General features: G+C 58.0%; 9 protein-coding genes. 6 read left to right on the top strand and 3 right to left on the bottom strand.

Translation table 11 applies throughout. From position 1 onward, the window contains the following. The first annotated feature begins 123 nt into the window (after positions 1–123). The 3 genes from BXY39_RS18930 to BXY39_RS18920 all read left to right on the top strand — a co-directional run bounded on the left by BXY39_RS18930 (position 124) and on the right by BXY39_RS18920 (position 3077). Positions 124–1173: a GHMP family kinase ATP-binding protein gene (locus BXY39_RS18930; RefSeq protein ID WP_121940473.1), complete on the top strand. Its 1050-nt coding sequence runs from the start codon at positions 124–126 to the stop codon at positions 1171–1173. Between the two features lie 66 nt (positions 1174–1239). Next, entirely contained in the window at positions 1240–1836 is a 597-nt protein-coding gene (locus BXY39_RS18925; RefSeq protein WP_121940472.1) for a D-sedoheptulose 7-phosphate isomerase, read from the top strand. Further along, positions 1833–3077, top strand: coding sequence for an HAD-IIIA family hydrolase (locus tag BXY39_RS18920; RefSeq protein WP_211332352.1), 1245 nt, complete (start codon positions 1833–1835; stop codon positions 3075–3077). The genes BXY39_RS18925 and BXY39_RS18920 overlap by 4 nt, the downstream gene beginning before the upstream one ends. Positions 3078–3261: 184 nt before the next feature. Here BXY39_RS18920 and BXY39_RS18915 read toward each other — a convergent pair whose 3' ends face one another. Together BXY39_RS18915 and BXY39_RS18910 are read right to left on the bottom strand one after the other, a co-directional pair. Continuing rightward, complete coding sequence (locus BXY39_RS18915; RefSeq protein ID WP_170163967.1) at positions 3262–6525, bottom strand: glycosyltransferase; 3264 nt, start codon at positions 6523–6525, stop codon at positions 3262–3264. Positions 6526–6722: 197 nt separating this feature from the next. Further along, positions 6723–7526 carry an SDR family oxidoreductase gene (locus BXY39_RS18910; RefSeq protein WP_211332351.1) on the bottom strand — a complete coding sequence of 268 codons (804 nt, stop codon included), beginning with the start codon at positions 7524–7526 and terminating at the stop codon, positions 6723–6725. Positions 7527–7748: 222 nt separating this feature from the next. Between BXY39_RS18910 and BXY39_RS18905 the strand changes: the two genes are divergently transcribed. Beyond that, a complete protein-coding gene (locus BXY39_RS18905) occupies positions 7749–9920 on the top strand; it encodes a TonB-dependent receptor plug domain-containing protein (protein ID WP_121940468.1) in 2172 nt (723 codons plus the stop codon). Between the two features lie 327 nt (positions 9921–10247). Beyond that, on the top strand, positions 10248–12767 hold the full coding sequence (locus BXY39_RS18900; protein WP_121940467.1) for a PAS domain S-box protein: 2520 nt from the start codon (positions 10248–10250) through the stop codon (positions 12765–12767). Positions 12768–12837: 70 nt separating this feature from the next. On the opposite strand, the gene BXY39_RS18895 is transcribed toward BXY39_RS18900, so the two are convergent. Further along, complete coding sequence (locus BXY39_RS18895; protein WP_121940466.1) at positions 12838–14283, bottom strand: helix-turn-helix domain-containing protein; 1446 nt, start codon at positions 14281–14283, stop codon at positions 12838–12840. Positions 14284–14516: 233 nt separating this feature from the next. On the opposite strand from BXY39_RS18895, the gene aceA reads away from it, so the two are divergent. Next, positions 14517–15800 carry an isocitrate lyase gene (aceA, locus tag BXY39_RS18890; RefSeq protein ID WP_121940465.1) on the top strand — a complete coding sequence of 428 codons (1284 nt, stop codon included), beginning with the start codon at positions 14517–14519 and terminating at the stop codon, positions 15798–15800. Positions 15801–16020 lie beyond the last annotated feature (220 nt).

Genomic DNA, 16020 nt, shown 5'->3' with positions numbered 1-16020 from the left:
TGCGGAAAATGTTGAATATAGTACCCGTGTAGAGTGAGATAGCGCCAAATCGGCTCGTTTACACACTGTGTTAGTCGTCACCGCCTTAGGTGGCCAAATAGCTGCGGAACAAAAACCAAAACAATGAGCCTGAAAAAAATAAGAGCCCGGGCTCCGCTTCGTCTTGGACTGGCTGGTGGTGGTACGGATGTATCACCCTTTTGCGACCGGTTCGGCGGAGCGATCCTGAATTTCACAATTGACCGCTATGCTTATGCGACCCTTGAAGAAGTGGCTACCGACAGCATTGAATTCACGGCCCGGGATTTGAAACGGTCCGTTTCATTTTCCGCCGACACACTGCCGCCCGTGACAGGGGACCTGAAGCTGCACCGGGGTGTATACCGGCGCATTATGGAGGACTTCAACGGCGGCAAATCCATGGCCGTCCGGCTTGTGACCAGTGTGGACAGTCCGATAGGATCGGGCCTTGGCTCTTCATCCTCCCTTGTGGTCGCCATGATTGAAGCGTTCCGCGGATTGATGAATCTGCCGCTCGGCGAATATGAAGTCGCCCAACTGGCTTTTCGCGTCGAAAGAGAAGACCTTGGACTGGCGGGAGGCCGTCAGGATCAGTTTGCAGCGACATTCGGCGGTGTCAATTTCATGGAATTTCACGAAGACAACAGGGTGATTGTCAATCCCCTCAGGATTCGCAGCACCGCCCTGTATGAGCTTGAAGCCTCACTGCTCCTGCATTTTTCCGGTGTATCGCGCGAGAGCGCCAGGATCATCGAGAGCCAGTCAAAAGCCGCCCACGCGGACCATGACAGCCAACAGCTCAAAGCCCTGCATGACATTAAAAACGATGCCTATGCGATCAAGGATGCCCTGATGATGGGGGATATCGAGCGGATGGCGGAGGTCATTTCCAACTCCTGGGAAGCCAAGAAGAAAACCTCGTCCAAAATCACATCCGCTGCCATCAATCATACGATTGAAACCGCCCTGAATGCCGGGGCCCTGGCGGCAAAAGTATCGGGTGCCGGCGGCGGCGGTTTCATGTATTTTCTGGTAGATCCTGAAATGAGGGCCAATGTTCAGCATGCACTTTCAGAGCATCCCGGTTACACAAGTCTTTGTCATCTGACCACGGTCGGATCGGAATTCTGGTCGGTGAAACGGGAAGCCTGAAAATTTTTCCGTATATGTCCCTGCCTGTACGGCAGGCCTTGAACCCAGATGTCGGGAAAGATGTCAATGTCAGCCATCACGGATAGTCTTGCCGAAACGGATAAGCTTTTCAGGGCTTTGGTGGATGACACGGCCCTGATCGCAACACTTAAGGAAATAGCGGATTTATGGGCTGCCCGTTTGCAGAAGGGGCACAGAATTTTCTTCGCCGGCAATGGCGGGTCTGCGGCGGACAGCCAACATATCGCCGGCGAACTTGTCAGCCGCTTTCACTTTGACAGGCCGGGGCTGCCGGGGATCGCGCTCACAACCGACACATCGATACTGACGGCCATCGCCAATGACTATGATTATAGCTATGTCTTTCAAAGACAGCTTGAGGCGCTTGCGGCGGAGGGGGATGTCTTTGTCGGCATTTCAACCTCGGGCAACAGTCAGAACATCATCCGGGCATTGCGGCATTGCCGGGACGCAGGTGTTACAACTGTCGGCCTGACCGGTCAAAGCGGCGGACAGATGCCGGACCTGTGTGACCACATTGTCCGCATCCCGCATGCAAGCACGCCGCGCATTCAGGAAGGCCATATCGCCTGCGCCCACGCTATCTGCGAGAAGGTGGAATCCACGTTATTCGACAACCCAACCGCAGGACAATGCCGGTGAGGCAACCTTGCCGGCAGGCGGTCATTCTGGTTGGCGGCCGCGGAACAAGGCTCGGCCATCTTTCCGCCAGCACGCCCAAACCGCTTATACCGGTGGACGGCACCCCCTTTCTCGACCGGGTCCTGAGGCAACTGGTCCGCCACGGGTTTTCGGATATCATTCTTCTGGCCGGCCATCTCGGCGATCAGGTGGCCAAACGCTATGATGCGATATCTTTTCCAGGGGCGACTGTGCGTACGGTGATTGAACTTGCCCCACGCGGTACCGCCGGTGCATTGGCGGAAATCGCTGGCGATCTTGACGCCGAATTTCTTCTGATGAACGGAGATTCAATATTTGATTGCGATCTCCTGAACTTGATCCATCCCCCTTTGAAACCCAGTCAGATCATGCGGATGGCTTTGCGCACTGTGGCCGATGTCAGCCGTTACGGAGCCGTCAGGATCGACGGAGAAACCGTCACCACTTTTGGCGAGAAAAACCATCAGGGGCCGGGCACGATCAATGCGGGTCTTTACCTGTGCAGTCGGGATATCCTGACCGGTATTAAGCCCGGAAATACCTGTTCCCTTGAACTGGAAATCATACCGAAACTTGTCAAGCAGGAGGCTGTCAGCGGGCGGGTTTTTACCGGGTATTTTCTCGATATCGGCTTGCCGGAGACACTGGCGCTGGCACGCGATCAGCTTGATACCGCCCTGAGGCGGCCGGCCGTCTTTTTTGACCGGGACGGTGTCCTGAACGAAGACACCGGCTATGTGGGGACGCAAGAAGCGTTTGTCTGGCGCAGCGGCGCCCGGGAAGCCATATCCGAGGCATACCGGCGCGGCTATCTGCCGATCGTGATTACGAACCAGGCGGGTGTCGCGCGCGGCTACTACACTGAAGACGATGTACGCCAGTTGCACGCATGGATGAATGACACCTTGCGACAAACGGGCGTCTGTATCGCAGCCTTTTACTACTGCCCGTACCATATTGACGGTGTCGTCGAGCGATATGTACGGCACTGCCCTTCCCGCAAACCAAATCCCGGCATGTTGACGCAAGCACTTGCAGACTGGTCCATCGACCCTGCGGGCAGCGTTCTTCTCGGCGACAAGGACAGCGATATCGAAGCCGCACGCCGGGCCGGCATCCGGGGCGTTCTGGTGACGGAAACCGACCTCAGAGCAGACCTGCAACGCGCACTAAGCGGGAGGGCCGATCCTGAAAATCAGCGCGCAAAGCCTGTGGCATAAACACAAGAGCCGGAGCCATGCCCCACACGCGAGACAAGACTGTCGTGATCCTCGGTGCAAGCAGGTTTACCGGGCGTCATCTGGTGCAAAAGCTTCTGCGGGATCACAGGTACCGTCTGCTCACACCGGGCAGAGAAATATGCCGTTGGGAGACTGTGCCCGCTCCCGCTAATGATTACGGATGTTAATCAACGATCCGTGTTTCTATAAGAGCTTTGCGCAAACTATTGACGCCTTCATTCAGACCGTAGTCTCTTTCGATCGCGTTTGCGGACCGTTCAGCCATTACGGTGAGGCTGTTTAAATCGGGGTAAAGGGATGCAATCCCGTCTGCCCATGTTGAAGCGTCAGGTTGAATCTCCAGATAGCTTCCATGTTCACCGCCGGGAATGCCCTCTGCCGCCAATGGGCTGAGGATACAAGGGACGCCATGCGCCATTGCATGCAGCACTTTGCCCTTGATGCCGGCACCGGAGAGGAGCGGTGCCACAAAGATACGATGCCGGTCAAAAGCGTCCTTCACCTTAGGGATCTGCCCCATGATATGGATATTGTCTGCTTCCAGTGCACGAATCTCATCAGTTGTACGACTGCCATAGACATAAAGAACAATGTCGGGATCGATCTCTTTCAGGCGCGGCATGACCTCTTCGGCGAGATAATGCACAGCCTCGATATTGGGTTTGTGGCCAAAGCCGCCGAGGAACATGATGCCCTCACGCTCTCCAAAAGGTGGCGCATCTGTTACCGTCTCCTGTACCCAGGGCAGTCTGGCAACCGGGACTTCACCCATCAGATGAGTGTTCAGGACCTCGATCTCGGTTTCGTTGTAACTGAAATTCAGGTCAACGGACCGCATGACGGCCAGTTCATGTTCACGGATCTTACGAGCGTCCTGTAAGGCCTGATCACGATCTGTGCCAAAGTCCTGCACCATCGCAGCCCGCATTTCACGCAGGAAGTGACAGTCGGCATTATTGAACAGAATTTTTGCCTGCGGTGCATATCGGCGCATATGACCGATAAAATGCTCGGCCACATAATAGCGCGTGACGAAGATCAGGTCGAATTCCATCCCTCTGTCTCTCAGAACCGCCGGCACCGTTTTGGCAAAAGGATTATAGAGGACCTCAACCCCATCGCGCTGCAGGGTCTCGGTGTATTTGCCCAAATAAGCGCGATTTGCAGGCAGAAAGGTCACCTTGTATCCCAATGCCTGGAACATCCTGATTTCCTGAATGGCGGCGTAGGACCCCGCATCATAATCCGGGCGGGGCACTTCGTTATCGATAAAAAGAACCCGCTTTTCGATACCGCGGTCCTTTACCAGGTCCACCAGCGCGTCCTTGCCCGGCTGGCCCTTTAACGCCTGCTTCCATTTCTTCTTGAATTTGGGCCGATTGATTTCCTGATAGCGCTTAACACTGCCCACTTCTTCGGTATCGCGACCGTGGCTGACGCCTTCATGGTGTATGACGACCGCCTTGGGCGCATAGAGGACCCGTTTGCCGGCTTTGCGGACTTTAAAGGCCAGATCGGTATCTTCGAAATAGGCCGGCGCCAGATAGCGGGAAAATCCGCCGACCTCCCGCCAGAGGCTCCGCCGGATCATCAGGGCGGCCCCGGATACATAATCCACCTCGCGCGTATAATTATAACGCGGATCGCCGCCATTCCTCAGGCGACCATAAAGATAAGGGTCCCCCGTCGTACGGATGACACCGCCGGCATCCTGCAGGCGGCCGTCGGCATAGAGAAGCTTTGCACCGGTGATCCCGACATCATCCATGGTAACAAAGGGATGGAGCAGTTCATCCAGCCAGCCGGCGGCCGGCTCCGTATCATTGTTCAGAAAGACGACAAAATCACCCTTGGCAGCGTCCGCGCCTGCGTTTGTCGCCCCGTTAAACCCTTTGGCCCGGTCATGGCGGATAATCCGCAGGCCGACCTGACAGTCCAGCATCGCGCGTGTCTCGGCATCCGACCCGTCATCAACCACGATCACCTCACATGTGGCGCCACAAACGGCCAGACGCAAAGCCGCCAGGCAAGCATAGGTGACCGCCGGCTTATTGTGCACGGGCACGACAACGGAAACCCGGGGCACGTCATGTTCGGGGAAATGCAATGGCCTGAAATCGGCGATATAGGGATAGCCCCGCACAAGGGTCGCGTGGCAGTGACTCAGCTCGGCTGCCTCAAACGCCGGGTCGGGACTGTCCGCAAGACGTGCCAGTGCCTTTTCCAACGCCTGGTAACGCTGCTGGGCAACCGGTGCCAGTTTGCCCTCAAGCGGCGGTTGGGTATGTTTGAGGATATCGAACCAGTCGGTCTGTACCAACCTCAATACACGGGCGTCGCGGGCCAGGGTGCGTCCCAGCCGGTCCTGAACGTCAATGCCATGGGGCATGCCGTCCATCAGGTCATCAGGAATCAGGAACCTGACATCACACCAGTCCTCATCCTCCTGGCTGTGAACATGTGCGACGCCAATCAGACGCCCATCAATCAGGCAGCGAAGTGTATGGTAGCCGACATGCGCTTTGCCGGGTTTGAAACGGTAGGCGACCAGATTGTCATTACTCTGCAGGATAAGACCATTGAGAGCGGGGTGCATATCAGGACCCGTTACTGTGGTGTGTGTTTCAACATCATCCGCCAATCTGATGTCAATCCGGCCGGACAGGTCGCCCTCATTCTCAGGTCTGTAAAACCTCTGTCCGGATGCAATGGCGGCTATATATGCGTCCATATTCTGAAAGGCCGGCCGGAAGCCGGACACGGACACATCGTCACGGCCCAGGAAAAGCATGGGACGCGCCAGAAAGAAAACCAGATCCGCCTCGCCGGACTTTTCATGGGCGCGAAGGTGTTCGCCAACAATTTCAAATCGCAGACCACAGGCCGCCGCCCCTTCCGGCGGCATGAAATCCAGCCGCACGCGTTCATAGTCGTCCTCGGCGGCACCGCCAACCTTCTCGCCGCGTGTCAGAGTGCGTTTCCGGCTGTCCAGCCTGCGGCCATCTGTGTCGAAAAATACCAGTTCAACAGCCGCATCGCAGCGATAAAGGCCGACCAGCGCCTGAAAACAGACAGTTTGTCCCGGTAAAAGCGGTATGCGCCCCTGATCATCCCGCCCCAGATACACAGCCGATGCATGTCCAGTCGCTGCGGCCTCTGTCCCTGCGGTCCCTTTCCCGACTGTCTGACGCAGGAAGAGGGTATGCGCACCCGACAGGGTGTACCGATCGTCGAGATCAAGACCCAGATAAAAGTGGCCCTTGCCCCCTTTCGCCCAACCCACGGGTCCGGTAGCAAAATCGGCATTCCACAGCAAGTTCTGGCCGAGAACCGGTTCCACAGGGGATTTTACGAGGGTCAGCGGCACGGAGCGGTCATCGCAGAAAACGGCCGGCGGCAGCGCATCGTCTGCGGCGACGGAGATCATGAGTTGATCACCAATTCCTTCAAATATCTGCATGGACAACCCGTTACACCGAAAGGAGCATTTGCTTCAAAAGACCGGACACTTGCGCCCATATATCTGCTTTTGAAACAAATCAGCGGATTTTACAACAGCCGCTATCCCGTGATGACGGCCTGTACATGGCTAAAGACAGAAGGGTATGTCAGGTGGACATAATCTCACTCACGGGTCGGCGATGCGCTGCTGCCGGCAAGAATGCCGCCGTCTATGGTCAGTTCGGCGCCGGTGACATATTTGGATTCATCCGCGCCCAGATATACGGCGGCCCAGGCCACATCGTCCGGATCACCGATATGGCCCAGGGGAATATCGGCGGCCAGGGTCTTCAGAGCATCCGCGCGGGCGGCCCCCTCGCCCAGCATGGGCTCCCAGATCGGGGTCAGGATGGCCGCCGGATGGATCGAATTGCAGCGGATGGCATATCCCTGCTGCGCACAATAAAGCGCGACACTTTTTGTATGGTTGCGAACGGCCGCCTTGCTGGACGCATAAGCCGCCGCCGCCGGAATACCGACCATGCCGGACCTGGAGGAGATGTTGACGATACTGGCCGCCGGCGACGGTTTCATCAGCCTGATCCCGTATTTACAGCCCAGCGCCACACCGTCGAGATTGACACTGTGCACCATATGCCAGCTGGCCATGTCCAGGCTTTCCGGGTCATACGGTCCGGACGTCTCTTCGAAACCGGTGATGCCGGCATTGTTGACCAGAATATCCAGCCGGCCGGGACCGGCAGCGATATGGTCGGCAGCCGCCAGCCACTGGTCCTCATCGCTGACGTCGAGGTGCAGATAGGATGCCGAGGGTCCCAGGTCCCGCACCAGGGCCTCGCCGGCGCCGTCATCGATATCGGTCAGGATGGTTTCTGCCCCTTCGCTGACATACAGGCGGGCAATGGCCGCACCGATACCGCGGGATGCCCCCGTCACCAGGGCGATCTTGTTTTTCAGTCTGTTCACGCTTGCGCTGCCCCTTCCGTCCATCTATGCGGCAACCGGTATTGACCGGTCGCCTTCCAAGCGATTTTATCGGCCTGTCAACTATCGTTTAACCGATGAAATGGCACACTTCATCGCATCGCTGCGGCTTGCGGCGGCCATGGTCGTTATAGGTGACGCGGGTCACGGGGTCAGCATGTAAAAAGAAAATCGTCCGGAGTTTTGGGGGGTAAAGAGCGTATCATGTTCAGGGGTCATCACAATAACGGGGCAGTTACGGCCTGTTTTCTCACCGCCTGTGCCATTCATATAGCGACGGCACAACCTGTCCGGGCGCAGGATCAGGCACCCGCTGAAACGCCCGTATCTCAGGAAGACAGACCCGGTGAGACGGACGAACGCACCCTGCCACCGGAAACAGCGACCCCACAAACCCCCGCCGATGGGTCGAAACAGGTCTATCCAAAGGCCTTTTTCGATCAGTTCGTACCGCAAACGGCACTCGGCATGGTCAGACGCATTCCCGGTTTCGTCCTCGATACCGGTGCCGAGTTGAGAGGGTTTGGCGGCACGGCGGGCAATGTGTTGATCGACGGTGCGCGTCCGTCGGCCAAATCGCTGGGTCTTGCCGAGGCCCTGCGCCGCATTCCGTCCTCGCAGGTGGACCGGATCGAGGTGATCCGGGGCTCCGCCGGGGCGGGCGAAGCCGCCGGCCAGGGCGTTATCGCCAATGTCATCCGCATCCCCGGCAAGGCGTCCGGCGCTTTCTTCGCCACACTGGAACGGGCACCGGATGGCAACATCAATCAATTCGGTCAGGCGACCATGTCCCGACAGTTCGGCGCCTGGGATACCACCACCCGGTTCAATTTCGAGTGGGAGCGCTTTCCTCTGTCGGGCACCCGCGACAACCGGGACGCGGACGGCAACCCGACCCTGTTCCAGCGAGAGGACCGTCCGGCCCGGTATCGCGAGGCCTTTCTATCCAGCGAAGCCCGCCGCGCCTTTGCCGGGGGCAGACTGACCCTAAACGGTCAGCTTGGCTGGTGGACATTCCAGTCCGATACGGAACGTCTGGGCTTTTTCGGGCGCATCCCCGGCGAAAATGACACACCGGATACAGCACAACTGATCGATTTCGATGAAAACAATTACAGTTTCGAGCTGGGCGGCGACTGGACGCGCACCTATGACAGCGGCCTGACCTGGAAAATCCTGAGCCTCGTTTCCGGTGAAGATGCGAGCGAGGACACGATCACGGAAATCCAGACACCGGTGGGCGACACCAATTCCATCGCGACCTTTCTGCAGGACAGCCGCCCGCTGGAGACCATCTTCAGGACAACGCTGTCGCGCGGCGGCAAGACCCTGCGCGGGGAAATCGGGATCGAGGCCGCTTATAACCGTCTGGACAGCAGCCTTGCCCTGAGAATCGAAGACGAGGAAGGCGCCCGTGACATTGACCTGCCGGCAGCCTCTGTACTCGTTGAAGAAGTCCGGGGAGAGGCTTTCAGCAATCTGATCTGGACCGTCAGTCCGAAACTGACCGTGGAAAGCGGACTGGCCCTGGAAGCATCGCGTCTAATGGTGACGGGCGGCGCCGACAACACACAGACCTTCACCTTCCTGAAACCGTCGCTGACCCTTATCTACAATGTGGCCAGCAACTTTCAGACACGCCTTGCCGCGCGGCGGATTATCGGCCAGTTGGATTTTTCCAATTTTGCCGCCTCCGCCTCCGCGGCGGACGACCGTTTCCTGGGCGGAAACCCGGATCTCAGCCCGGAGACCACCGACCGGCTGAGCCTTTCGGTTGATCTGCGCACCAAAAGCCGCGCAGCCCTGAATGTGGAAGCCTTTCACGAATGGCGCTCGGATGTGCTGGAACAGATCATCCTGCCAAGTGAGGTGCCAGGCCTGGGAAATGCCGGGACCGCAAGGGTGTGGGGCCTGAACATGAATGCCAGCCTGCCGCTGAAAGGGGTCATTCGGGGCGGCCTACTGGAAATCCAGGCGGAAACCATCGATTCCCGTTTTACAGACCCCCTGGATGGGCAAATACGGGATATCACCGGACTGACGAATCCGGTCATCAACATTGATTTTCGACAGGATCTGGTAAAGGAACGCATCGCCTGGGGGATCGGGTATGAGGCCTTCAACCGCGAGGAAAACATCTTCGCGGACGAAATCAGTATCGAACGGGAAAACGGCCAGTTCGACGCCTTTGTCGAGACCACACGCTTTCTGGGCGTGAAAATCCGCCTGCGCGCCAGCCGGGTCCCCCGGCAGGAATTTGAACGCACACGTCTGTTCTTCCGGGATTCGGATCGCAGCGACGATTTTACCGGCAGCGAGCAGGTGGACCGCAGCCGCGGCACCTTTGTCGCGTTGACGGTAAGCGGCCAGTTTTGAAATGATGCCCGCCGTCTGTCGACGGGCTTATATGTCCGGCACACTTCATGACACACGATTAGGAACCTGAATATTTTCCATTCTGCAAAAAATACAATCAAATAACCTACCTAAAGTAGGGGAATGCCGGAAATACGCCATAATATTATAAAGCACAGCGCGATAAACTATAAAGTGTTCCCATATGAACAAAGCACGTATAACTCATAGATTACTTTCATTATGCAAAGCATAAATATAAAACTTTAGGAAAATTTCACCACGCTCTGCTTTAGTTGCCTGAACGACAAGTCCCGAATCCAAAATCGGGTGTCATGAGGCAGAGATATGTTTGAAAAACTGACAGGCCGGGAGCCGTCGGGTGTACTGACTGGCCCCAAAAAGACTGAAAGCACTACGGGTGGTTCCGACAACGCCACCAGGCAGGTTCTGGAACAGGCCATAGATGCCGTTGTTTCCATCGATGCCAACAATCGCGTCACCTTCTTCAATGCGGCAGCGGAAAAGCTGTGGGGGTATAAACGCAGCGAAGTCATCGGGCGCAATGTCAAAATGCTGGTGCCCAAGGAGCATCAGCCCGGCCATGACGGTTATGTCAACACCAACCGCGCCACCGGCCACGACAAGATTGTCGGCACCAGCCGCGATGTGGAACTGGAACGCAAGGATGGAAAGCGCATCTGGTGCAATCTGTCCCTGTCGAAAATTCACCAGAAAGGCAAGATTCTCTACACCGCCTTTGTCAAGGACATCACCGCCGAACACGAAGCCCGCGAAGCCACTCGGCAGACGTTGGAGCAGGCGCTGGACGCCGTCGTCAGCATTGACGAGCACAACAGCGTCACCCTTTTCAATAAAGCGGCGGAGAACCTGTGGGGCTACAGCCGCGACGAAGTGATCGGCCGCAATGTCAAGATGCTGGTGCCGGACGAGTTCCGCACCAATCACGATTCCCTGGTCAACGCCAACCGCACCACCGGCCAGGACAAGATTGTCGGCACCAGCCGCGACGTGGAGGTTCAGCGCAAGGACGGCCACCGCGTCTGGGCCAACCTGTCCCTGTCGAAGGTCGACCTGGGTGGTAAAATTCTCTACACCGCCTTTGTCAAGGACATCACCGCCGAGCGTGAGGCCCGTGAAACCACCCGCCAGACGCTGGAGCAGGCGCTGGACGCCGTCGTCACCATTGACGAGAATAACGAGGTCACTTTCTTCAACAAGGCTGCGGAAGGGCTGTGGGGTTATGGCCGAGACGAGGTGATCGGTCAGAATGTCAAGATGCTGGTGCCGGACGAGTTCCGCGCCAATCACGATTCCCTGGTCAACGCCAACCGCACCACCGGCCAGGACAAGATTGTCGGCACCAGCCGCGACGTGGAGGTCCAGCGCAAGGACGGCCGCCGCGTCTGGGCCAACCTGTCCCTGTCCAAGGTCGATATGGGCGGCAAGATCCGTTACACCGCTTTCGTCAAGGATATCACCGCCGAGCGCGAGGCACAGGAAATCATCCGGCAGACACTGGAACAGGCCCTGGACGCCGTCGTCACCATTGACGAACACAACAATGTCACCTTCTTCAACAAGGCGGCGGAGGCACTGTGGGGCTATAACCGCACCGAAGTGATCGGCCACAATGTCAAGATGCTGGTGCCGGCCGAGATACGCAGCCCCCATGACAGCTATGTCAACGCCAACCGGGATGGCGGTGAGGACAAAATCGTCGGCACCAGCCGTGAAGTCATTATCGAGCGCAAGGACGGCAACAAGATCTGGGGCGCTCTGTCCCTGTCCAAGGTAAAGCTGGAAACCAGGACCCTATACACCGCCTTCGTCAAGAATGTGCATGAAGAAGTGCTGCGACGGGAACGGTTCCGTCTGCTGTCGCTGGTCGCCAACGAAACGGACAATTCGGTCATTATCACGAACCCGACGGGCCATATCGAATATGTCAATTCCGGCTTTACCCGGATGACCGGCTTCGAATCCGAAGAAGTGATGGGCAAAAAACCGGGTCAGGTTCTGCAGGGCAAACTGACGGACATGTCCACCGTGGAACGCATCCGCGAGAAACTGCATTCGCGGCAGCCCTTTTACGAGGAAATCCTGAACTACACCAAATCGGGCGAGCCTTACTGGATTTCGCTGTCGATCAATCCGGTGTTCGATAAGACAGGCCAGCTGGAACGTTTTATTTCCGTGCAGGCCAACATTACCGCAACGAAAGAGCGCGCCCTCGACTTCACATCGCGGGTTGAGGCCATCAACGCATCGAACGCCGTTGTGGAGTGGGATGAAAACGGCCGCCTGATCGAGGCCAATTCCTATATGGACGAACTGCTGGGCGCGGCGGCCGGCGACAGCAGCCGGCTTCAGCTGTCCAATATTATCACATCGGACGAACGGCAACTGCTGATGGCGGGGCAGCATGTCTCGAAGCAGGTGATGTTCAACGGTGACAACGGCAAGGCGCTGCACCTGTCGGTCAATTTCCAGCCGATTGTGAACTATCGCGGCGAGATGACGCGGATCACCATGTACGGCACCGATATCACCGCACGGCGGGAGGCCATCGCCAAGACAAGCGATCTGATGTCCAACGTCCTTGACCGGATCAGCAACATTGCCCATGGCATTGACGGCATTGCCTCCCAGACCAACCTGCTGTCCCTGAACGCCACCATCGAGGCCGCCAGGGCCGGTGATGCCGGGCGCGGATTTGCCGTCGTCGCCAACGAGGTGCGCAATCTGGCCAGCGGGTCCAAGGAATCCGCCAGCGAAATCGCCGAGCTGATCGATGAAACGCGCTCCCAGATCGAAGCGTTGAACAGAGATATCGACGCAGGCTAGGGCGCACGGCCCGGCCAAGAGACCGCGCCGGCTCTGTCACGGGTTTTCTGCCCCAAGGGGGGTGCCGCACTCAATTCCGGGAAAACCGGTAGGCGGTCACCCCCCTTGATCTTTCATCCAGAATGAGGGACCGGCTGAGCGGCGGGTTGGCCCGCTGCGGACAGGCGGGACGTTCGCAAAGGCGGCAGTTGGGACCGATGGGCGTGGCCTCCGGTGTCTCAAGATCATGGCCCTTGGCATAGACCAGATCGCGGGCATAGGCGATATCGCAGCCAAGTCCGATGGCCAGCTCCTGATCCGGCGCGCCATATGTGGCACCGATGCGCCGCACCGTGCGCGCAATGGAAAAATAGGTGGTGCGGTCCGGCAATTCGATCAGCTGGGTGACGATTCGTCCGGGCGTGGAAAAAGTGTCATGCACCCGCCACAGGGGACATGTGCCGCCGAATCGGGAGAAATGAAAGCGCCCGGCGGAAAACCGTTTGGAGATATTGCCGGCCTTGTCCACACGGATAAAGAAAAAGGGCACACCCCGGGCCCCCGGCCTTTGAAGAGTGGTCATGCGGTGGCTGACCTGCTCGAAACTGGTGCCGAACCGGCGGCCCAGATGTTCGATGTCATAGCCAAGCGCCCGCGCATTTTCGAGAAAACGGCCGTACGGCATCAACAGGGCACCGGCGAAATAATTTGTCAGACTGATCCGCGCCAAGCGCCGGGCTTCCTCGCTTGGCCAGTCGTGGCTGTCCGCCGCTTTCTGGATGGTCTGGGAAAATTCCAGCGCCCCGATCTGATAGGCCATCTGAAACAGCCTTGTTCGATGATCCAGCAGTTCCGACAGTTGAAGCTGCCGCCGGTGCATGTCGAAATAGCGCAGGGTTTCCGGCATCACTTCATGAGGCATGATGCGCACCCGCACACCATGCTCTTCGTCCAGGCGGGCGCTTAGAATCATATGGGCGTCATCCCGGTTCATGCCCAGATCGGCGTGCAGGGACTCGGCCGCCTCATCGATTTCCGAGAAATAGTTGCGTCGGTCGTGAATGAAATCGCGCACGGCATCAACGGGCTGGGCATCGGCGTCGGACAGGCCGCGTTCCGCCACCTGGGACGTGATCTCACTGGCCGACTGGCGTGCCTGGGCATAGGCGGAATACAGACGGCGCATGGCTTCGACCATGGCCGGCGTGCTGTCCGCCAGATCCTGCATGTCGGCACGGCCGATTTCGAGGCCCTTGAACAGGGGGTCGGCCATGATTTCATTCAAATCTGCAAAGGCCCGCGCCTCGTCCGTGCCGGCGAAAGCGGTCAATTCCACGTCATACACTTCCGCCAGACGCAGCAGAAACTGCGCTGACATCGCCCTTTGGTTGCGTTCAACCAGATTGAGATAACTGGTCGAAAATCCCAGCTCGCTGGCCATGCGGGATTGGGAAAGCCCCAGTTCACGGCGCAAACGCCGTATGCGCGGGCCTGCGAAGATTTTTCTTTGAGCGGCGTTGCCTTGTGTATCGGACATAATTTCAGCGCGATTTTTACATTTTTTACAAGTTTACATTTTTACATACACTAATATGCACAATAGAACATTTTTTGTATGATTTCATCTTTTTTCCCGGAAATTTTCGTGAAACAAAGAGCGTGTGGCGGCAACAAAATTGCGGAAAGCGCAAATACGGGTCCATACCGGACCACCCGAGCACCGCAGCCGCCGACCTGTTCAGTAACCGAACCAACGCAAGGAGTAACCCGATGACCGAGCGTTTTGCAGATCTGATCCCGAACTGTCCCGAAGGCCGCTTCGAGGGCATTGAGCGCCCCTACACGACCGAGCAGGTCAAGGCGCTGCGCGGGTCCATCGACATTCAATACACGCTGGCTGATCGCGGCGCCCGCAGATTGTGGGATCTTCTGCACATGGAAGATTATGTCCATTCCTTGGGCGCCCTGTCCGGCAACCAGGCCGTACAGATGGTGCGCGCCGGACTGAAAGCCATCTATCTTTCAGGATGGCAGGTTGCCGCCGACAACAACACCGCCGGCACGACCTATCCCGACCAGTCGCTTTATCCGGCCAACTCGGGCCCCGAACTGGCCCGCAAGATCAACCGCGCCCTTCAGCGTGCCGACCAGATCGAACATGCCGAAAACGGTGCCGAGCGCGAGTGGTTCGCCCCCATCGTGGCCGATGCCGAAGCCGGCTTTGGCGGACCGCTGAACAGTTTCGAGCTTATGAAGGCATATATCGAAGCCGGCGCGTCCGGTGTTCATTTCGAGGATCAGCTGGCATCCGAGAAAAAATGCGGCCATCTGGGCGGCAAGGTCCTGATCCCGACGCAGGCGCATGAGCGCAATCTGGCCGCCGCACGGCTGGCTGCGGATGTGTGCGGGGTACCGTCGGTGATCATCGCACGCACCGATGCGGAATCCGCCAAGCTGATCACGTCCGATATCGACGAGCGCGACCATGAATTCATCATCGATCGCGAGGATCGCACGCCCGAGGGGTTCTACCGGCTGAACAGCGGCGTCGACCACTGCATCAAGCGCGGCCTGTCCTACGCCCGCTATGCCGACCTGCTGTGGTGGGAGACGTCCACCCCCAATCTGGACGACGCCAAGCGTTTTGCCGAGGCCATCCAGAAGGAATTCCCCGGCAAGATGATGGCCTATAACTGCTCGCCCTCCTTCAATTGGGAAAAGAATCTGGACAAGGACACCATCGCCAAGTTCCAGCGCGAGCTGGGAGCCATGGGGTACAAATACCAGTTCGTGACACTGGCCGGTTTCCACAGCCTGAATTACGGCATGTTCGAACTGGCGACAGGATACCGCGACCGGGGCATGGCCGCATACAGCGAACTGCAGCAGGCCGAATTTGCCGCCGAAAGCCGTGGATACACCGCAACGCGCCACCAGCGCGAAGTCGGCACCGGCTATTTCGATGCGGTTGCGCAGGCCATATCCGGCGGCCAGTCCTCGACAACGGCCATGGCGGAATCGACGGAAACGTCACAATTTCTGGCAGCCGAATAACAGCTTAGTCAAATGTGTCGGCCGCGCGCTGGATCGCGGCTGACCGGCGGCACCGGCCCATGCCATGCGCTGGATCATGGAAGGGCAAGCCGCAGACATCAGGGGCTTCGCGCGCTGGATCGCGAAGCCCCTGTTCCTTATGGCGCAGAATCGTTTACGCGCCCCAGCCGGGGGTATGGCCGCTCCCTTTGGCATGATTGTCTGAGGGCCCGCGTCTGAG

The sequence above is a fragment of the Eilatimonas milleporae genome, assembly GCF_003688555.1.
Lineage (GTDB): Bacteria > Pseudomonadota > Alphaproteobacteria > Sphingomonadales > Kordiimonadaceae > Eilatimonas > Eilatimonas milleporae.
Note: the sequence above shows the minus strand (reverse complement) of the source record. Positions and strands in the feature narration are given on the sequence as shown.